Genomic DNA, 19,034 nt, shown 5'->3' with positions numbered 1-19,034 from the left:
GCCCCTACGCGGTGAAGAAGTGGCTCAGGCCCAGGTCGCGCAGTCCGCGGCGGTAGGCGATGGAACTGCGGTCGGCGGGGATGTGCACTTCGAGTTTCGGGTCGAGGGGGAGGTTCTCGGGTTTCTGGACCTCGACGATGGCGCGGTCCTCCTCGAAGACCGTGCGGTTGAAGTCGTATACGGCCTGGACGGGTTGGTCGGTGTCGAAGTTGCGGGCGATGGGGGCGAACATGCGGGTCTGGCGGGCGGAGACGGGGGAGGCGGCGTTCATGATGCTGAGCAGCCCGCCGTCGGGGAAGTGCACGACGAGCGTGGCCGTGAACGGCAGGTGCACGTCGAAGCGGCGCAGCCACCGGAAGCCGGGCGGGGCCTGCTTGGTGCCGTGCGGGTAGTTGCTGACGGAGCTCCAGTAGTCGACGGAGTGGCCGTACTGGTGACGTACCGGGGTGTAGTCGGGGACCTCCACGTTGTCGGGGTCGCCGAAGGAGCCGAGGTGGACGAAGCCGAAGTGGGCGACGTCGAGGAAGCCCTCGACCTGGCGCCCGGCGAACGCGGCGATGTCGATCCAGGGGCAGTTGATCCGCTGGAAGCCCGCCTCGTCCCAGTGGGCCATGGCCGGGATCACCGGGGCCGTGCCCGGCTCGGGGCGCAGGCAGGTCCACACCAGCCCGTACCGCTCGACGACGGGGTAGGTCCGCAGGTTCAGCCGGGACGGGATCTTCGACTCCGGATGGGCCGGCACCTGCACGCACCGGCCGCCCTCGCCGAAGCGCAGCCCGTGATAGGCGCAGGTGATGCCACTCCCGTCGCCGCCGCCGAGGCTCAGCGGCACCCCGCGGTGCGGGCAGATGTCGTGGGCCACGACCACGCTGCCGTCCACCCGGTAGGCCACCAGGGTCTCGTCGAGCAGGCGCACGGCGGCCGGGGCGTCGCCGATCTCGCTCGACAGGGCGACCGGGTACCAGTGCTGGGCGAGGATCGCCCAGTCGTCGGCGTCGAACGTGCAGTCCCGGGGCAGAGCAGGCCGGGGTGGAGCAGTGGTCATGCGAAAATCCTTCTGCGTGGCGCGGCTGGGAACGGCCGGACGACACCTGTGAGGCCCGCACGCCAGTACGACGGCGTGGGACACGTGCGAGGCGAGAGAGTGCGGTGAGGAGCCGATCCCGGGTGGAGGCACCGTGGACCGCGGACCGGGCAGGGCACCGGGGGCGGTCATCGGTATGAGGTCAGTCGTGATAGCCCTCGGACTCCGGATGTGAACCGTGCGCCACGCGTCCGCGTGTCCAGGCCGACTGATGGGCACGGCACCGGAGGTCCGTGCTGCACGCGCTGACAAAGCTCATCGCGCATCCCTCCGTGCTCAGTGCCGACTGTCTGTCGCCGGACGACCAAGCCGAGACTGACGCACCGAGATTGCCCTGTCATTCCGTGTTTGTTACTTACGGATTCCATGCCCGGGTTTGGCATGCTCGGCCAGGACGGCTACAGCCAAACACGGTTGTGGTGAGTGTCCCGTCGGGTCCCGAGCCGCTCGGTGACACCCGTTGAGCTGCGGGTAATGTGCTGGCCATGCCCGATACCCCGGCCCTGTCCGAACGTGGTCGCCTGCTGGGGCTGACCGCGGACTACGTCCTGGAGCACGGCGTCGCCGAGATGACCCTGCGCAAGCTCGGCAGCGCGATCGGCACCAACAATCGCATGCTGCTGTACTACTTCGGCTCCAAGGAGGAGCTGATCACGGCCGCGCTGGCCGAGGCGAGCGGGCGCTTCCCGATTCTCAGCGAGGCGTTCGTCATCATGGACGACCAGCTGCGCCCGCTGCGCGAGCGGATCACCGCGGCCTGGGACGCAGTGGCGGCAGCCGAGAACCTGCCGTTCCACCGGACGTTCTTCGAGGTACTGGGCCTGGCCGCGCATCGACGCGGCCGGTTCGACAGCTTCCTGGGGTCGGTGGGCAGCGAGTGGCGCGAACAGCTTGCGGCATCACTGGGCGGCGGGGGCGTGCCGAAGGCCGCAGCGGACGATCTTGCCCGGGAACTGGTCGCGTTGTGGCGCGGCCTGCAACTGGACCTGATCACCTCGGGCGACCGGGCCGGGACCGACCGGGTGATCGCGTCCGCCGCCGAGTCGATCGCACGACGGGCGGCGAAGGCCGCCGCCGCTCCCAGATCCTGATAATCCTGATACCCCGTCACATCTCCCTGGCATGAGGGAGTTTTCAAGATGCCATCGGGATCCGGGGGACGACAATGTCCAGCGGACCGTCCGGAATCGCGACCGCGTCCTGGCTCCAGCCCCAGATCGAACAGACCCTGCGCAGCGGGTCGCTGTACCCGTCCCTGCCGTGCAGCACCCGGTAGTTGTCAATGCAGATCATGTCACCCGCGCCCACCCGGAACATCGGCCCGCTGTCACGGGCCGCGACGACCGCGTCCTGCCAGGCGCGCACATACGTCCAGTGCTCCGGCTCCAACGGGCCCTCGACCGGCGCGAGATAGGGATGGTGACGGCCCTGGAAGCGGCCCGACGGGGTCTGCCGGACGATCGGCGAAAAGCCGCCCTGCGGGTAGTTGGGCTCGGAGTGGTCGATGTCGACGGTACGGCAGAAATCGGCGAGCGCGGCGCTGGCGGGATCGGCGGCCAGCAGGTCCAGCAGCCGGGAGGTGTCGATCAGGAAGGAGTCGCCGCCGCTGGCCGCGGGCCGCTCGCACCACAGGAACAGATGGTCGGGGGCGTAGTCACCGAAAGCGAAGCCGTCATTGTGGGCGACCATCCGCTCCTCGGTCGAGCGGGCGGCGTCGCGTTTGCGGCCGCGCCTGTCGGCGGGCTGTGCCTTCATCTTCATCGCCTCTACCCGGGCGCTCTCCTTCGTCGCCTCGAACTGGGTACCGCAACGCACAGCGCGGTCCCCCATGATCGCGCGGCCCATCGCGACCGCCTTCTCCTCGTCCGCCAGCCCGGTCACAATGGCCGCGCCCTCGGCGGCGAGCACCTCTGCCGCCTCCTGTGGGCCGGTTACTCTGCGCGGGATGAAACTTGCGGAGCTGACGTCCGACACAGCGCCTCCTGAAGCCCGCGGAACCAGGCCTGATTGAACCAACCGGTTCAATCAGAGTAGAAGCCCCATGTTTCACCGAAGTGACGCACCCGCGTGCTTTGAGTTGCCCACGCGGACAGCGCTGTGTGGAGTCCTCGCTCATGTGAGGTGCCTCGGTTTCGTGGCGCAGTGATGGACCGTGTGCTCGATGAGCCGAGCGAGCAGACGGGCGCGGGGGACCATCTGCGCGACCTCGACGTACTCGTCGTCCGCATGCGCGCCCGCACCCACGGCGCCAAGGCCGTCCAGCGTCGGACAGCCCACCGCCGCGGTGTAGTTGCCGTCCGAGGCGCCGCCGACGGCGGTGCCCCGCGGCGGTTGCTGCCCCAGGTCCGTGGCGAGCCGCGAGGCGAGGGCGAACAGTTCGCTGGACGACTCCGGTGTCATGGGCGGCCGTTGCCCGCCGCCCAGCACCTCGAGCCGGGCTCCGGGCGTCCGGGCGGTGAGCCCCCGCATGAACGCGTCGACCCGCTCCTGCGCCGCCGCCGTCGGCACCCGTACGTCGACCGACACCCGGGCCAGCGCGGGCACCGTGTTGCGGGCGGTGCCGGCGGACAGCAGGGTGGGCGTGACGGTGGCGGGGCCCAGAACGGAGTGGCCGTCGTTGTCAGCGCCCAGCGAGGCGCCGAGGCCGGCGATGGTCAGTACCTGATGAGCGGCTTCCACCGCCGCGTTGACCCCTTTCTGCGGTTCCTGACCCGCGTGCGCGGCCAGGCCGTGCACCACGACCTCGTACCGCGAGGTGCCCTTGCGGGCGATCTTGAGCGCACCCTCCTGGTCCGCGGAGGCCTCCAGTGCGAAAGCGGCCCTGCACCCCCGCGCGGCTTCCTCGATCAGTTCCCGGGAGGTCGCGGAGCCGACCTCCTCGTCCCCGTTGACCAGTACGCACACCCCGTCCGGGGAGGGCAGGGAGGCCAGCGCGTGGAGCATCTGCACCAGGCCCGCCTTCATGTCCAGGACACCCGGGCCACGGGCGGTCCCGCCGGTCACCGACCAGGGGTGGTCGTGGAGCGAGCCCATGGGCCACACCGTGTCGTGGTGTCCCACCAGGAGGACGCGTGGAGTGCCGAAGGTCCACCGCAGATGAGTCACCCCGTCGATCGCGATGGTCTCCGGCTCGGTCCCCAGGAGCGCCGTCCCCAGGGCGCCGACCACCTCGGCGCTGCGCGCCACCGCCGCGTGGTCGGCCGAGAAGGACTCGCAGAGCACGAGTTTCTCCAGATCGGCCAGCATCGTCGGCAAGGAGAGCGTGGACACATGTCCCCCTCGGATCTCGTGGGCCACGGGTGCGGCGGGGCCGGTCCCCCTGTCGAACCCCGCCGCGTGAACGACGTTATGGCCGGACGGGGCATTCCACCAGCGACTGGATTGCATGGGATCTATGCGCAGGAGGAATGTGTCGTGGGAGGATGGCGCCGGAGGAGAGGCTGGAGAAAAACAGGTCTCGGGGGAGGGGAAGGTGTTCGAGGTCGACGCGCTGCGGCTGTTGGTGGCCGTGGCCGAGACAGGGTCGTTCACGAAAGCGGCGGTCCGGCTCAGCTACACGCAGTCCGCGGTGTCCCGGCGGATCGCCGCGCTGGAACAGCAGGCCGGCGGGCCGCTGTTCGAACGCCTCCCTCGGGGCGTACGGCTCAATCCCGCCGGCCGTACCCTGCACCGGCACGCCATGGACGTGCTCGACCGGCTCTCACGGGCGGAGCGGGAACTGGCCGTGCTGCACGCGGGGTTCGGCGGGCTGCTGCACGTGGGCGCGTTCGCCACCGCCAACATCTCGTTGGTGCCCACAGCCTTGCGGGCGCTCGGGGACGCCAGGCCGGATGTCGAGGTCGTCGCGGTGGAGGGCTGGAGCGACACGCTGATGGAGCGCCTCGCGGACGGGGCGCTGGACCTGGCCGTCGTCAGCGACTACCCCTCCGGTCTGCCGTCGTCCGACGGTGTCACGACGACCGTGCTGTGCGAGGACGAGTTGTTCGTGGCTCTCCCACGCGGGCACCGCCTGGCCGGAGCCGGGCCGGTCGACCTGCGTGAACTGCGCGACGAGGCATGGCTTCACAGCGCGTACGGCGACCGTCCGACGATGCTCGCCGACGCCTGCGCGCGGGCGGGCTTCATGCCCCGGAAGATCATCCGGATCGCGGAGTGGACGGCGAAGTTCGGTTACGCGGCCGCCGGGTTGGGAGTTGCCCTGGTGCCTTCGCTGGCCGCCCGGGCGGTCCCCGACGAACTCGTCCTGTGCCGCCTCACCGACTCGGCCCTGCGCCGGACCGTCCATGTGGCACTGCCCGCTGTCCCGCTACCGGCGGCACTGGAACTTCGGGATCTGCTGCGCGACGCCGTCGACTGAACAGTCGATCAAACCGTCGACTTGACGGAGGCGGACACACCGCTCACGCCCCTCGACGGAGACCAAGGTCTCGGCGGCCGGTGCCTCGAAGTTCCGCAGCGCATGGTGCCGTTGGCCGGGTCGGTCGCCCATCTCAGGCCGGCGTGCTCGAAGCATCCAACGGTCGGGAGGCCGCCGCACTGGTCCGGTCCGAGCGTGCGGATGTCGTGGTCATGGACATCCGGATGCCCGAGGTCGACGGCATCGAGGCCACCCGGCTCATCGGCCGGGACGAGGACCTGGCCGGAGTCAGGATCCTGGTGCTGACCACCTTCGAGGAGGACGAACTCGTCATCGAGGCACTTCGGGCCGGCGCGAGCGGCTTCCTGGGCAAGGGCGTCGAACCGGCCGAGCTCCTCGACGCCATCCGCCTCGTCGCCGACGGTGAGGCGTTGCTCTCACCCGCGGCGACGAAGGGCCTCATCGCCCGCCTCCTCGCCCAGCCCGCCCCCCACGACCTCGTCGACACGCGCCGACTGGCCTCACTGACTCCCCGGGAACGCGAGGTGCTGACCCTGGTGGGCACCGGCCTGGCCAACGACGAGATCGCCGAACGCCTCTTCGTCACCCCGGTCACCGTCAAGACCCACGCCAACCGCGCCATGGCCAAACTCGGCGCCCGCGACCGCGCCCAACTCGTCGTCATCGCCTACGAGACCGGCCTGGTCCGCGCGGGAGACCGACAGGTCTGAGGCACCGGCCGGCCTCGATACGTGCCGCAGTTCGGGCCCAGGTCGTTGTCGGACCCGGTCGGCGGCCTGGAGCCCAGGCCGGCCACACCCACCATGACAGGGCGGCGCACGCCCCTGATCGACAAGCGGCGCGTGAACACGGCCAAGTTCCGTGCGTACGACGCCCGGACCGCCCGACGACATGGAGCGCCACGTCGAGTCCATCCAGAACCGCATCCCTCAGCGGCCAGAACGGCTCACGCTGGAGGCCGACTTCGGCGTCATCCTCCGGGCAACAGGTCCAGCCGTCGGTGTAAGAAGGCCGGCACGGTCCCACGGTGACCCAAGCTCAGCAAGCGACGAGCGCCTACTCGTTGACTTCGTCGAAACCGAGAAGGCCAAGCTCGGTCCAACGCCGGCATGAGGCCCCTCTAGATCGACATGCGAAAACCCCCCACCTGTGATCCGCTGGAAACAGCAGTTGCCTGTATCGAAACCGCCCCATTCCTGGATGTGGTCTCCATGGACATCCACAGGGTCCTGGCGGCGCGTCTCCCGGTAATGATCGCCGCCTCGGACGGCTCCCAAGGCCCTCAATCCCTTCGGTCACTGAGTAGCGGGAGTCGATTATGAGACAACAATCTAGTGACCACCGGGACACCGGACGAAAATCCGAAGCGTGGGAACAGTGGCCTGAACGGCCTCAGGCGTCGCCGCCTCCGCTTACACCTGCGCCGGTGCCACCGGCGCCATTGGTCACAGCCGCTATATGTCCCTCGTGCGGACAAGCGGCTGGAAGCGGACAGTCCTGCCAATTCTGCAATCAAGTGCTATTTCTGCCGCGAGGGGTAACCCTGTCGACTGCCGGCCTCCGCCTCGGTGGGTACATTCTGGAAAGCGTACTCGTGGTCTGCACCCTGGTGATTGGGTGGATCATCTGGGCCTTCATCGTCTTCCAGTACGGTCAAACGCCGGCCAAACAGTTGCTTCGTATGCGGGTGGTGTATCCTCCCGAGGCCCGCACGGCCCGATGGTGGAGGATGTTCTTCAGGGAATTCATCGCGAAGCCCATCATCGGATTCCTGGCCGCCTTCACTCTTTTGATCCCGTATTTCTGGCTGCTGTGGGATCAGAACAGGCAAGAGCTTTGGGATAAAATGGCCACGACCATCGTGGTCACCGATCAGCAAGATCAGCTCCACCCTCGGACGACCAATCGGTGAGCGGTCACCGGTTCCGGCGTTCCGCGCCCAGCCGGGCGAAGTGGGCGATGAGGTCGGGGGTGTCCACCGCCGCCGGGTTGACGACCTGTTCGACGGGGGCGCCCTGGAGCAGGCGTTTGACCGGGACCTCGAGTTTCTTGCCGGTGCGGGTGTGCGGGATGCCCGGTACCTCGATGATCTCGTCGGGTACGTGGCGGGGTGAGGCGCCGGTGCGGATGGCCTCGCGGATGCGGTCGCGCAGGGCGTCGTCCAGCGTCGTACCGGCGGCGGGGACCACGAACAGCGGCATCCAGTAGCCTCCGTCCGGTTCCTCCGCGCCGATGACCAGCGCCTCGGCGATCTCCGGGAGGCGTTCGACGACGTCGTGGATGTCGGCGCTGCCCAGCCGTACGCCGTTGCGGTTCAGGGTGGAGTCGGAGCGGCCGTGCACGATCACCGAGCCGTGGCCCGTGAGGGTGATCCAGTCGCCGTGGCGCCACACGCCCGGATAGGAGGCGAAGTAGGCGTCGTGGTAGCGGGTGCCGTCGGGGTCGTTCCAGAAGTACAGCGGCATGGACGGCATGGGGCGGGTGACGACCAGCTCCCCGACCTGGTCCACCACCGGCATGCCCTCGGCGTCGTACGCCGCCAGTGCCACGCCCAGATGCGGGGCCGACAACTCCCCTGCCCAGACCGGGGTGTTGGGCGCGCTGCCCGCGAAGCCGGAGACGACGTCCGTACCGCCGCTGATGGAGGCCAGCAGCACGCGGTCGCCGACGTGGTCGCGAACCCAGGGGTACGCGGAGGCCGGGAGGGCGGAGCCGGTACAGCCGACCACGCGGATCGACGACAGGTCGTGCGCCGAGGGGTTGATGCCGAACTTGGCCATGCCCAGCAGGAATTGGGGGCTGGTGCCGAAGACCGTCACCCGGTGGCGGGCGGCCAGCTCCCACAGCACGTCGGGCTTGGCGTAGGGGGCAGGGCTGCCGTCGTACGTGCAGGTCGTGGCGCCCGTCAGCAGGGTGGAGACGACCAGGTTCCACATCATCCAGTGGGTGGTGGTGTACCACAGGAGACGGTCGCCGGGGCCGAGGTCGGAGTGCAGGGCGAGGGTCTTGAGGTGTTCGAGCAGGACACCGCCGTGGCCGTGCACGATGCCCTTGGGCAGACCGGTGGTGCCGGAGGAGAAGACGACCCACAGGGGGTGGTCGAACGGCACGGCGGTGAAGGCCAGTTCCTCGGTGCGGGTGGACGCGTCCTCCCACGGGATCGCCAGAGAGGGGTAGTTGGCCTCGGGCCAGGGCAGGCCGACATGATCGACCAGGAGGGTCGCCTTCAAGGTCGGGAGGGATCCGGCGAGTTCGAGGACGGCGTCGCGGCGGTCGTGGGTGGTGCCGTTGAAGAGGTAGCCGTCGGCGGCGATCAGCACGGTGGGTTCGAGCTGGGCGAACCGGTCGGCGGCGGCCCTGGGCGCGTAGTCCTGGCCGCACACCGACCACACCGCGCCCAGGCTCGCCGCGGCGAGGAATGCGACGATGGCGTGCGGGGTGTTGGGGAGGTAGCCGACGACCCGGTCTCCCTGGCCGACGCCCAGGTCGCGCAAGGTCGCGGCGACGGACGCGACCAGGAGGCGCAGCCGCTCGCCGGTCAGCTGGTGGCCGGAGCCGGTCTCGTCGAGTGCGATGATCGCGGGCCGGTCGGCGTCGAGGTTGCGCAGGGCGTGGTGGGCGTAGTTGAGGGTGGCTCCGGTGAACCAGCGGGCGCCGGGCATCTGTTCCTCGGCCAGCACCTGCTCGTACGGGGTGTCCGCGTCGATGTGGAAGTACTCCCACACCGCGGCCCAGAAGCCTTCCAGGTCGGTGACCGACCACCGGTGCAGGGCTGTGTAGTCGGTGCCGTCCACCCCGACGTGACGGGCGAAGTCCATGATGCGGCTGTCGGCGACGGCCTGCGGATCGGGCGTCGTGAAGGGTTCCGGGTACGGCCTGGTCATCGTGCGGCGCTCCTCAGCAGGCTCTGCTCGGCGGTCCGAGGGGAAGGGTGGGGGCTGCGCGTGGTGTGCAGCAGGGGCGCCCAGGCCGCGGTGTCCGTGAAGTCGCGGGCGCCGGCCGGGACGACGTCCAGGACCACGCGGTCGGGGCGCAGCAGGACGGCGTTCGCCCGGCCGGCGCGCAGCCAGGCGGCCAGCGTGCCGTCGTCGCCGAGGTCTGCCACGGTCACCGTCTTGATGCCGAGAGCTTGGGCGAGCGCGGTCAGCGACGGCGAGGGGGCGGCCGTGGTGAGGATAGTGAAGGAGTCGCCGAGCAGTTCGTCGAGACGGGTGGACCGTCCGTCGACGCTCACCCGCGGTTGCGGACAGTGCGTGCCCGCCAGGCGCCGGCGGACCCCGCGCCGCACGAGCGGTCCGGCGGTCAGGGGCGGGCTGAGGTCGCGGCCGGCCCGTTCGGTCAGACCGGGTATGCGGCATGCCGCGGACAGCAGCCTGCGGCGGAGCGCGGCGGCGCCGTCCTGGCCGCCGGTCATGGCCCAGCCCATCATGACCGCGAGCCGGACCACATGCCGGGCGTGCGGTCTGCGTTCGCTCTCGTAGGTCGCCAACAGCCGTTCGTCCGCGCCCTGTCGCAGGACGCGAGCGAGTTTCCAGGTGAGGTTGTGGGCGTCTCGCAGGCCCGAGCACAGTCCCTGTCCGACGAACGGCGGGGTGAGGTGCGCGGCGTCCCCGAGCAGGAAGACCCGTCCGCTGCGCCAGCGGTCGGCGACGCGTGCCCGGAAGGTGTACTGCGTCTCGCGGACGACCTTGAAGTCCCCGTCGTACGAGGGCGGCAGCCACGGGGCGACCAGCTCGCGGACCGTCTCCTGCCCGTCCCGGAGCCGGAACTCCCAGCGGTAGCGGTTCTCCTTCACCCGCATGAAGGTCCCCGGCCGCTCCGGGTCGCAGACCTGGTCGACGCCCTCCCAGCAACGGACGGGGCCCGTCGTCTCGGCGTCGATGACCGTCCAGCGTTCCTCGAAGTGCAGGTCCTCCCAGGTGCCGCCGATCGCCTCGCGGGTGAGGCTGTTGGCGCCGTCGCAGCCGAGGACCGCCTCGGCCCACAGCTCGTGGTCGCCGGTGTCGTCGCGGTAGGTCACCCGGACGGGGCCCGTGGTGTCCGGGACGACGCCGGTGACCTCCACGCCACCGCGCAGTTCGCACTCGGGGCGCCGGGCCAGGGCCTCGCGCAGCACGCGTTCCAGCTCGGGCTGGTCGAACATGCTGGTCTGCGGATAGCCGTGCAGGCCGTGCTCGGTGCGCCGGAACTCGGCCATCACCCGGTGCCGGGCGTCCAGCAGCCGCAGCCCCTTCGCCGGGCGGGCGATCGCGGTGAACTCCTCCCCCACGCCCGCGGCCTGCAGGATCCTGCACACCTCGTCGTCGGTGGCGACGGCGCGCGGGAGCGGATAGATGTCCCGGTGGCGTTCGAGGACGACACTGCGGATTCCGTGCCGGGCCAGGAGCAGGGCGGCGGTCACGCCGACCGGCCCGGCCCCGACGATCACGACGGGCACACGGGCGGCTTCGTCGACGGTCATGTGCGGCTCACCTCTGGGTTTAGTTCACGGCCGCGACGGGCGTGCGCTGCTCGCCGAGGTCGATGCGGCCGTCCGGGGTGGCGATCGTCGCCGTGATCACGTCCCCGGTGCGCAGGTAGTGCGGGTTCTTCGCCTGGCTCTTGAAGAACGCCTTCCACTTCACCGCGGGCGGCAGCAGCGCGCCGATCTTCTCCACCGGCTTCGGCGGTGCCTTCAGCGCCGTACCACCAGGGGTGCCGGTGAGCAGCAGGTCGCCGGCGTCCAGGGTCTGGAAGCGGGCGAGCAGGGTGAGCGCCTGCGCCGGGCGGACGATCATGTCCGCCAGGGTGCGGTCCTGACGCAGCTCGCCGTTGACGCTCAACTTCAGCCGCAGATCGAGGAGACGGGCGAAGTCCTCCGGCTCCAGGAGCGTGAGGTGGGGCCCGGTGGGCGTGAACGTGGGGTACGACTTGCTCTCGTAGAACTGCGTCTTGGTCAGCTGGACGTCACGGGCGCTGACGTCGTTGGTGACGACCAGCCCGGCGACGTACGAGGGCAGGTCCCGCTCCTCGACGACGGTGCCGACGGGCAGGGGCGCGCCCATGACGAGCCCGAGTTCGATCTCGTAGTCGAGGAACTTCACATGCGGCGGGCGGACGATGGTCTCGCCCGGGCCGCTCACCGAGCCGGACGCCTTGCGGAAGAAGGTGGCCGGGATGTCGCCGGTGAAGCCCGAATCGCGGGCGTGGCTGCGGTAGTTGACCATCTGGGCGACGACCCGGCAGGGGGTGGTGACCGGCGAGAGGGCGGCCAGGTCGGCGACTGGCGTGCCCGCCTCACCCGAGCGGGCCGCCTCTCGTACGGCGTCGCGGTCGGCGAGCAGCTCGGCGGTGGTGGCGGCCTTGGTGTCGACGGGGAGGGCGCGGTCGCCGCGGACGACCCACCAGCCGTCGGCGGTGCGCAGGACATTGGTGCTCATGACATGGCTCTCTGTGAAAGGGTTCAGGAATTGGCGGCCTTGAGCAGGCCGAGCAGGCGTGCGGGGTCCATCTCGTTGTCGCCGCGCAGGGCCTGGACGACGTCGCGGATGCGCTGCGGGGAGGGGCTCGCCCCCAGGAAGTCGCGGGTGGCGGGCGGTCCCCACTGGGCCAGTCCGCTGGTGGACATGGGTGCCCAGCCGGGTTCGAGGTCGCAGGAGAACAGGTCGCCGTCGGCGAAGTGCTCCAGCATGAAGTGGTCGGGGTCGCGCCAGTAGTCGAAGAGCTGGCTGCCCTGGATGTGCCGGCCGATGCCCCAACTGCGCTTGTAGCCGCGCTCCTTGAGGTACTCCCCGCCGGTCGCGATGGAGTCCAGGTCGGTGACCTGGTACGCGGAGTGGACGTAGCCGGTGCCGGGTCCCAGGTGCATGGCGAGCGTGTGATGGTCGGCCGGCACGCTGCCGAGGTCGCAGCGGATGAACGCCATCGTGGGTCCCCGGCCCCGCTGCCCGTCCAGGAACAGGAAGTCGGACACGATCATGCCGAGGGTGTCCAGGTACCAGTCCAGGGCGCGGGCGAACACCCTTGTCTCCAGCACCACATGGCCCAGCCGCTGGATGCGGGACGGCTCGCGCGGCGGGCGCTGGGTGGCGTTCGTACGGCGGTGATCGGTACCGAAGTTGAGCAGCAGCGGCCGCTGCTCCGGCAGCGCGGGCAGCCGCTCGCCGCAGTGCACCACGCGCACGGGGAAGCCCGAGGGGTCGAGCAGGTCGACCACCTTGCCACCGCCCGGCACGTCCGCGTCCCGCACGTCCCGGCCCGTCGCGCGGGCCAGCCGGTCCAGGTCGGCCCGCTCCGCGGCGCGGAACGCCGGGCCGATGAAACGGGAGGTCCGGCCACGCCTGATCACCATGCAGGGCGAGCCCGCGAAGGTGCCGCGCAGCCACAGCTCGCGCTCGGTGCGGGCGGCGACCTGGAAGCCGAAGTCCCGGGCGAAGACCTCGGCCCGCTCCAGGTCGGGCTTCTCGAACTCCAGCCAGGCCAGGTCCGCCACCTTGATGACGGGGTTCCGGGACCGCCCGGGGTGTTCGCCGCGCAGGGCGCCCTGCTCGCTGTGAAGGTCCTGGTGGGCCGTCCTGACGTCGGCCCCGTGGACGCGGGTTTCAGACATGGTGCCCTCCAAGCAACACAGTCGTAATGAGGAAATCATCAAGTTTGACAGTTCTCTTCGTCAAGACGTCTGCGCGAGGAAATGATGGATTCATCAGGACTGCGATCGCCATCGCTACGCGGCTACACTCTGTACATGCCTACGTCAGCCCCGCCCAGCAACCGGTTCGAGCGGCGCCGTGCCGTGACCCGGAAGGCGCTCATCCGTGCGGCCCGGCAGATACTCGCCGAGACCGGGGACACCAGCGCCAGCATCCAGGCGATCGCGGAGCGCGCCGACGTTGGCTTCGGCTCCTTCTACAACCACTTCGAGTCGAAGAACGAGCTGTTCGAGACGGCGGTGGTGGACGCGCTGGAGGAGTTCGGCCAGAACTTCGACAGGCGCCTGGCCGGGATCGACGACCCGGCGGAACTCGTCGCTGCCGGCTTCCGGATGAGCGCCCGCATGGCCGACTCCCACCCGGAGCTGATGCAAGTCCTGCGCCGTGGCGGTCTCGGCCACATCCATTCGGACAACGGCCTGACCCGCCGGGCCCTGCGTGACCTCCAGGCCGGCGTGGCCTCCGGCCGCCTCACCGCCGTCGACCCCACCGTCGCCCTGTCCGCGCTGGGTGGAACCCTGCTGTCCCTGGTGGAGCTGCGATTCGCCCGTCCGGAGGTGGACGGGGACGAGGCCGCGGTGAATCTCGCGGAGATGGTCCTGCGCATGCTGGGCCTGCCGGCGGACGACGCCCACGAGGTCGCTAGGCGCCCCTTGCCCGACCTCGACTGACCTCGAGTGACCTCAAGCGGACGACGACTCCGGGCGGAAGGTGACCGAGCGGCCCGTGAAGCGGGCGTCGATCCCGTCCTCAGTGGCGGTGACCGAGCGAAGGTGCAGTCCTGCGGGGACGTTCCGCAGCGGAATGGGCTCGTCCAGGGCCCTGTCGAGCAGTGATTTCAGCGGGGGAAGCAGTTCACCCTGCTCCGCGCGTACGTCCTGCTTCGCGCGTACGTCCGTGAAGGCGATGCGGTTGCCGCTCGCCGCCGAGACGGCCACGCTCACGGTCACGTCACCGACGAGCGGCACCCTCGCGGTCGCGTCGACCCGGCCCGACTCGTCGCCTCGCGACACCTCCACGCCGAGCGCGCTCGACACGTCCGCGTACGAGAGATGGGCGGTCGCCCGAACACTGCGGGCGTGTGCTTCATCGGCGCTCCCGGAGGTCTTCAGCCCGTCCATCCCGACCGTCAGCTTCGTCACCGGCAGGGGCCGGGTCGTGCCGTTCGCGGGGATGTCGTGGGCGGTCAGGTCGACGTGGTTCAGGCGGCCCTCGGTGAGCTGGGTCAGCACGGGGAAGCCGCTGACGTGTACCGATGGCCGATCGGCGGTTCCCATTCCGTCCTGGAAGGCTTCCGCCGTGCGGCTCTCCGCGCGAGCTGCGGCGATCCTGTCGACTGCTACGGCGCCTGTCAGCAAAGCCACCAGGGACGCGGCGACGATGATCAGGCGTCGCCTGGTCGTGGTCGGGGGGCTCATATGCACGGCGCCGTGCTCTCGGGTCGGACGAGTCCGTGGACGCACGTCGTGGCGCTGTGCGCGTCCACGCCCATGGCGATCAGGGCGGCGGTCGCGGTGCCGGTGCCGTCGTCGCTCCAGACCCCGCTGTTCACGCACTCCAGGAGCCCTAGCAGGTAGGCCTCCAGCGCTCGGGCCAGTACGGACGGCGGGGCGCAGGTCTGGAAGACCCGCTGCCGTCGGCCCCGGGAGATGATCGCCTCCGCCATGTCGCGTGCGGGGGAGAGGACTTCGGTGACCCGGTCGGGGCCGAGGTCGTGGGGGGCGAGGCGGAGCAGGATGCGGTAGCGGTCGCCGACGGGCCACAGGGCGAGGATGAAACGGGCCAGCTCCGTGACGGCATCCGTCCGCGGCGCCCGAGGGGCCTCGACCGCCTGCAGCAATGCTTGCGCGGCCTCCTCCACCAGCCTCTCCATGAGCGCGGCCCGGCCGTTGAAGTGGCCGTAGACCGTGCGCCGTACGACGCCTGCTGCCTCGGCGATGTCACCGAGGCTGCTGTCGGGGTCGCGGCCGAGTTGCTCCCGGGCCGCTTCGAGGATGCGAGCCCGAGTGAGCAGGGATCGGCTGCTTTCCCGTGCGGCTGTCACGGGTGGTGCGTGGGTCATGGCGGACCTCCGGTCGACGGGAGAGGGCGACTCGATAGTTGCACATCGATGGGCAATAAACTAGATTGCACGTTGACGGGCAATTAACTGCCCCGGCGTCGGGCTTCCTCTTGGCCTCGCCTGCGCCGCTCCCATCGATCCGCACCCCGAAGCCACCGCTTCACCCCCTGCCGAGGAGCCTGACCATGCCGCTCTTTGCGAAGACACCCGTCGAGAAGATGACCGAGCCCTATCCGCGCCGCTGGTGGGCGCTGCTGGTGCTGTGCCTGAGCCTGCTGATCGTGGTCATGGCGAACACGTCGTTGATCGTGGCCGCCCCCGACATGACCAATGACCTGGGGCTGAGCAGCAGTGACCTGCAGTGGGTCATCGACGGCTACACCGTCCCCTACGCCGCGCTGATGCTCGTACTCGGCGCGATAGGCGACAAGTACAGCCGTCGGGGCGCGCTCGTCCTGGGTCTCCTGATCTTCATCGGCGGGTCCGTGATGGGCGGCCTGGTCCACCACACCGACCTGGTCATCACGGCCCGCGCGATCATGGGCGTCGGTGCCGCCGTCGTCATGCCGGCCACGCTGTCGCTACTGGTCGCGATCTTCCCGAGGGCCGAGCGCGCCAAGGCGATCACCGCCTGGTCCGCGACCTCCGGTCTCGCCATCGCCGCCGGCCCGCTGGCCGCCGGGTGGCTGCTGCAGCACCACGCCTGGGGCTCGACCTTCCTGATGAACGTCCCCATCGCCGTCCTGGGCGTCGTCGGCGCGTTGCTCCTGGTCCCGCCGTCGAAGGCGGAGGGCATGGGGCGGATCGACTACGTCGGCGGTCTGCTGTCGATCGTCTCGATCGGCTCCCTGGTCTACGCGACCATCGAGGGCCCGCACTTCGGCTGGGGAGTCGGCCCGATCACCGCGGCCGTCGTCGCCGGTGTGGGTCTGCTGGCCTTCGTGGCCTGGGAGTTGAAGCACCCGAACCCCATGCTGGACGTGGGCAGGTTCACCGAGCGCCCCTTCGGCGGCTCGATGATGGCCGTGCTGTTCTTCTTCTTCGGCACCTTCGGCTCGATCTACTACTCCACCCAGTTCCTGCAGTTCGTCCTCGGCTACGACGCCCTGGAGACCGGTATCCGCCTGCTGCCGCTGGCCGGCGCGGTCTTCGTCGGCGCCGCCGTCACCGGCAGGCTCGCCCCGAAGCTGGGCGTGAAGGTGGTGGTCGGCACCGGCATGGTCATCGGCACGGCAGGCGTCTTCCTGCTCACGCGGATCGAGTCGGGCTCGACGTACACCGACTTCCTGGCCCCGCTGCTGCTGCTCGGCTTCGCCATCGGCCTGAGCCTGTCCCCGGCCACCGACACGATCATGGGCTCCTTCCCCGAGGACGAACTGGGCGTCGGCGGCGGGGCCAACGACACCGCGCTGGAACTCGGTGCCGCGCTGGGCATCGCCGTCCTCGGCTCGCTGCTGGCCACGTCCTACAAGGACAAGCTGACCGACCTGGTCGGCGTTCACCTCCCGCCCGCGGCCCTGGACACCGCCAAGGACTCCGTCGGCGGCGGCATCGCGGTCGCCGAGCAGGTCGCCAAGAACCCCCGGGGCGGCGCCGAGCAGGCCCAGACCCTGCTGGGGGCGGTGCACGAGTCCTTCGCCCACGCCATCGCCCACACCAGTCTCATCGGCGGCGTCATCATGGCCGCCGGAACCCTGATCGTCATTGCCGTCCTGCCCGGCCGCCGCAAGCACACCGGCAAGCACGGTGCGGAAGCAGCGGCACCGGCTACCGAGAAGCAGACCGAGACCGTGGACGCCTGAGCCCCGTACGCCGGAGGCCGGAACCACGATTCCGGCCTCCTCCACCCCCAGGACGGGCCGTGCCTTGAGCGGCGCACGGCCCCGGGACGGTGCCGGGAGGGGACGCCCGGCACGGTCCCCCTCTTCGCATCAGGGGCGTGGCGTGGGCCAGGAGGTGCGTATGGCCCGTGTCGTGGCTCAGCCGGCCGGGGTGTCCTGTGCGGCGGCCACGTCGTCGACCACGGCCCGCGCCCGCTTCTCCGGTACGCCGGCCGCAATGAGCGCGGTGATGGCCACCCGGGTGCCGTCGTCCTCCAGCGCGCCGGTGTTGACCTCTTCCAGCAGGGCGACCGTCATCGCCTCCAGGCCGGCGCTCAGCACCGAGGCGGGCAGCTGGGAGTGGAAGACGCCGTCCCGCTGTCCCTGCTCCACGATGGCCGTGGCCCTGACCCGGGCCGGTTCCAGGATCCCGGCGACACGTTCCACACCGAGGTCCCGCCGGGCCAGCGCCAGGAGCATCCGGTAGCGATCGCCCACGGGCCAGAGCGACAACGAGAAGAGGGCGAGCGCCCGGTCGGCCGGTTCCGTCGCGTCCGCTCCGACCGCGACGGCGGCCTGGAGCGCCTCCGCGGCCTCCTCGGCCAAGGCGTCCAGAAGCGCGGCCCGCCCGGGGAAGTGTCCGAACAGCGTGCGCCGTACGACACCGGAGGCGCGGGCGATCTCCTCCAGGGTGATGTCGGGATTCCGCCCCAGCTCCTGGCGCGCGGTGGCCAGGATGCGCGCCCGGTTGGACCGTGCGTTGCGTCGCTGGGGCACGCGGCCGACGGTCTGGGACACGAAGGGAACCTCGGAGCAGCCGGAATGGAGAACGGACTTCTCCATTCTGGCACGTGGGCGGGTACGACCGATCCGCGGCCGCATCCGGGACCGGTCGGGGCCAGGGGCAGACGCGCGTGCCCGCCGCGCAGCGGGAAGTCAGGCGGGAAGCTCCTTGATGCCGGAGGTGCCCGATGAGCCGCCGGTGAGATCAGGCAGCGGATGCCGTGAACGCCGAAGTGCCGGCCAGTAAAGGGCTCTTGGCTCCATCGAACGGTTGAATCCGGTCCCGGCCAATGGGCGGCGCGGAGCAGGACCTCGTCCCGCGAGGCTTGTCAGGGCGTCGGGTCGGAGTCGCCACCGACGGCATCGCAGAGCGCACACGATCGAGAGGATTCCCACCATGTCCAGGGACTTCAGCAGGCGCCGGCTGCTCGCCGCAGGCGCGGGCGTCGCGATCGCCGGGGCCGCGGCCGGCCGGGCGTCTGCCGCGGCAGACGCCCGACGCGCCGGACCATCGCTGCTCGGAGTCCGTGAGGAGCGGCGCTCCTTGGAGGAGCTGTACGAGGCCGCCGTCGCCGAGGGCGGCAAGCTCGTGCTCTACCAGGGCGGCGACGCGTCAGTGTCGTCGTGCTGACCAGCTATGGCGGGCGCAACGATGTCCTCCGCGCGGTGGAGGCGGGCGCCCGGGGCTACATCCTCAAGGCCGGCCCGCCCGAGGAGCTGTTCCGCGCCGTGCGTGCGGCGGCCGTCGGCGGCATGGGCCTGGCCCCTGAGGCGGTGGCCCGTCTCGTCGGCCGGACCGCCGACCCGGGGCCGGTGCTCAGCGAGCGGGAGACCGAGGTCGTACGACTGCTGGCCCAGGGGCTGACCTGGTCCGGATCTACCGCAAGCTCGGCACCGAGAACCGGGCCGGCACGGTCACCGAGGCCGTCCGCCTCGGGCTCCTCGAAGTCGACGTCGGCTGACCGTTCCGGAGATGCGGACCCGGGACCCGGCTACCGGGAGGCATCCTGCGATGAGCGGTACCGAGCCCGTCGGTCTGCTGCAAGTCGAGATCGTGTACGAGCGGGACCTGCTCCCCGCCCGGCACGCCGCTGTCGATTCGAGGCTCCCGAGGGAACGGACATGGCTAGTGCTCTGACCGCATAGGTTCGCCGGGTCGTTCAGGCTGCGGTGGCGAGGGGGCGTCCGCCCCAGCGGATGCCCTTCTCGCTGCGGATGC

At 70.4% G+C, this 19,034-nt stretch carries 17 protein-coding genes; 7 read left to right on the top strand and 10 right to left on the bottom strand.

Features of this window, described 5'->3' with window-relative positions:
• Nucleotides 1-4: 4 nt before the first annotated feature.
• Nucleotides 5-1,045: a Rieske 2Fe-2S domain-containing protein gene (locus ACWCQ1_RS18290; RefSeq protein WP_451026890.1), complete on the bottom strand. Its 1,041-nt coding sequence runs from the start codon at nt 1,043-1,045 to the stop codon at nt 5-7.
• Between the two features lie 524 nt (nt 1,046-1,569).
• Here ACWCQ1_RS18290 and ACWCQ1_RS18285 point away from each other — a divergent pair.
• On the top strand, nt 1,570-2,175 hold the full coding sequence (locus ACWCQ1_RS18285) for a TetR family transcriptional regulator (RefSeq protein WP_133041159.1): 606 nt from the start codon (nt 1,570-1,572) through the stop codon (nt 2,173-2,175).
• Between the two features lie 43 nt (nt 2,176-2,218).
• Here ACWCQ1_RS18285 and ACWCQ1_RS18280 read toward each other — a convergent pair whose 3' ends face one another.
• Together ACWCQ1_RS18280 and ACWCQ1_RS18275 are read right to left on the bottom strand one after the other, a co-directional pair.
• Entirely contained in the window at nt 2,219-3,058 is an 840-nt protein-coding gene (locus tag ACWCQ1_RS18280) for a TauD/TfdA family dioxygenase (RefSeq protein WP_358593470.1), read from the bottom strand.
• A 138-nt stretch (nt 3,059-3,196) separates the two neighbouring features.
• Nucleotides 3,197-4,330 carry a M20 family metallopeptidase gene (locus ACWCQ1_RS18275; protein WP_451026977.1) on the bottom strand — a complete coding sequence of 378 codons (1,134 nt, stop codon included), beginning with the start codon at nt 4,328-4,330 and terminating at the stop codon, nt 3,197-3,199.
• A gap of 226 nt (nt 4,331-4,556) precedes the next feature.
• On the opposite strand from ACWCQ1_RS18275, the gene ACWCQ1_RS18270 reads away from it, so the two are divergent.
• From ACWCQ1_RS18270 to ACWCQ1_RS18260, 3 genes are all read left to right on the top strand, one after another.
• Nucleotides 4,557-5,441 (top strand): LysR family transcriptional regulator, encoded by an 885-nt coding sequence (locus ACWCQ1_RS18270; RefSeq protein WP_451026889.1) that lies wholly within the window; start codon nt 4,557-4,559, stop codon nt 5,439-5,441.
• A gap of 143 nt (nt 5,442-5,584) precedes the next feature.
• On the top strand, nt 5,585-6,172 hold the full coding sequence (locus tag ACWCQ1_RS18265) for a response regulator (protein WP_451026888.1): 588 nt from the start codon (nt 5,585-5,587) through the stop codon (nt 6,170-6,172).
• A 608-nt stretch (nt 6,173-6,780) separates the two neighbouring features.
• Entirely contained in the window at nt 6,781-7,374 is a 594-nt protein-coding gene (locus tag ACWCQ1_RS18260; protein ID WP_451026887.1) for an RDD family protein, read from the top strand.
• A 4-nt stretch (nt 7,375-7,378) separates the two neighbouring features.
• Here ACWCQ1_RS18260 and ACWCQ1_RS18255 read toward each other — a convergent pair whose 3' ends face one another.
• Genes ACWCQ1_RS18255 through ACWCQ1_RS18240 form a run of 4 tightly spaced genes read right to left on the bottom strand, consistent with a single transcriptional unit; the run spans nt 7,379 to nt 13,050 of the window.
• The gene (locus tag ACWCQ1_RS18255) at nt 7,379-9,346 is read right to left on the bottom strand and encodes an acetoacetate--CoA ligase (RefSeq protein ID WP_451026886.1); all 1,968 of its coding nucleotides are present in this window, start codon (nt 9,344-9,346) and stop codon (nt 7,379-7,381) included.
• A complete protein-coding gene (gene mhpA / locus ACWCQ1_RS18250) occupies nt 9,343-10,923 on the bottom strand; it encodes a bifunctional 3-(3-hydroxy-phenyl)propionate/3-hydroxycinnamic acid hydroxylase MhpA (RefSeq protein WP_451026885.1) in 1,581 nt (526 codons plus the stop codon). Before mhpA ends, ACWCQ1_RS18255 begins: the two co-directional genes overlap by 4 nt.
• 19 nt (nt 10,924-10,942) lie before the next feature.
• Nucleotides 10,943-11,881: a fumarylacetoacetate hydrolase family protein gene (locus ACWCQ1_RS18245; protein ID WP_358593479.1), complete on the bottom strand. Its 939-nt coding sequence runs from the start codon at nt 11,879-11,881 to the stop codon at nt 10,943-10,945.
• 23 nt (nt 11,882-11,904) lie between these two features.
• Entirely contained in the window at nt 11,905-13,050 is a 1,146-nt protein-coding gene (locus ACWCQ1_RS18240; protein WP_358593480.1) for a VOC family protein, read from the bottom strand.
• 135 nt (nt 13,051-13,185) lie between these two features.
• Between ACWCQ1_RS18240 and ACWCQ1_RS18235 the strand changes: the two genes are divergently transcribed.
• A complete protein-coding gene (locus tag ACWCQ1_RS18235) occupies nt 13,186-13,821 on the top strand; it encodes a TetR/AcrR family transcriptional regulator (protein WP_451026884.1) in 636 nt (211 codons plus the stop codon).
• 12 nt (nt 13,822-13,833) lie between these two features.
• Here ACWCQ1_RS18235 and ACWCQ1_RS18230 read toward each other — a convergent pair whose 3' ends face one another.
• Both ACWCQ1_RS18230 and ACWCQ1_RS18225 read right to left on the bottom strand, forming a co-directional pair.
• Entirely contained in the window at nt 13,834-14,568 is a 735-nt protein-coding gene (locus ACWCQ1_RS18230; RefSeq protein ID WP_451026883.1) for an LmeA family phospholipid-binding protein, read from the bottom strand.
• Nucleotides 14,565-15,212: a TetR/AcrR family transcriptional regulator gene (locus ACWCQ1_RS18225; RefSeq protein WP_451026882.1), complete on the bottom strand. Its 648-nt coding sequence runs from the start codon at nt 15,210-15,212 to the stop codon at nt 14,565-14,567. The genes ACWCQ1_RS18230 and ACWCQ1_RS18225 overlap by 4 nt, the downstream gene beginning before the upstream one ends.
• Before the next feature lie 185 nt (nt 15,213-15,397).
• Here ACWCQ1_RS18225 and ACWCQ1_RS18220 point away from each other — a divergent pair, with 185 nt between their 5' ends.
• Nucleotides 15,398-17,014, top strand: coding sequence for an MFS transporter (locus tag ACWCQ1_RS18220; protein ID WP_358593484.1), 1,617 nt, complete (start codon nt 15,398-15,400; stop codon nt 17,012-17,014).
• 177 nt (nt 17,015-17,191) lie between these two features.
• On the opposite strand, the gene ACWCQ1_RS18215 is transcribed toward ACWCQ1_RS18220, so the two are convergent.
• The gene (locus ACWCQ1_RS18215) at nt 17,192-17,875 is read right to left on the bottom strand and encodes a TetR/AcrR family transcriptional regulator (protein WP_451026881.1); all 684 of its coding nucleotides are present in this window, start codon (nt 17,873-17,875) and stop codon (nt 17,192-17,194) included.
• A gap of 337 nt (nt 17,876-18,212) precedes the next feature.
• Between ACWCQ1_RS18215 and ACWCQ1_RS18210 the strand changes: the two genes are divergently transcribed.
• A complete protein-coding gene (locus ACWCQ1_RS18210) occupies nt 18,213-18,446 on the top strand; it encodes a hypothetical protein (protein WP_358593486.1) in 234 nt (77 codons plus the stop codon).
• Nucleotides 18,447-19,034: the final 588 nt, after the last annotated feature.

Source organism: Streptomyces sp. NPDC002144, from assembly GCF_053593695.1.
Note: the sequence above shows the minus strand (reverse complement) of the source record. Positions and strands in the feature narration are given on the sequence as shown.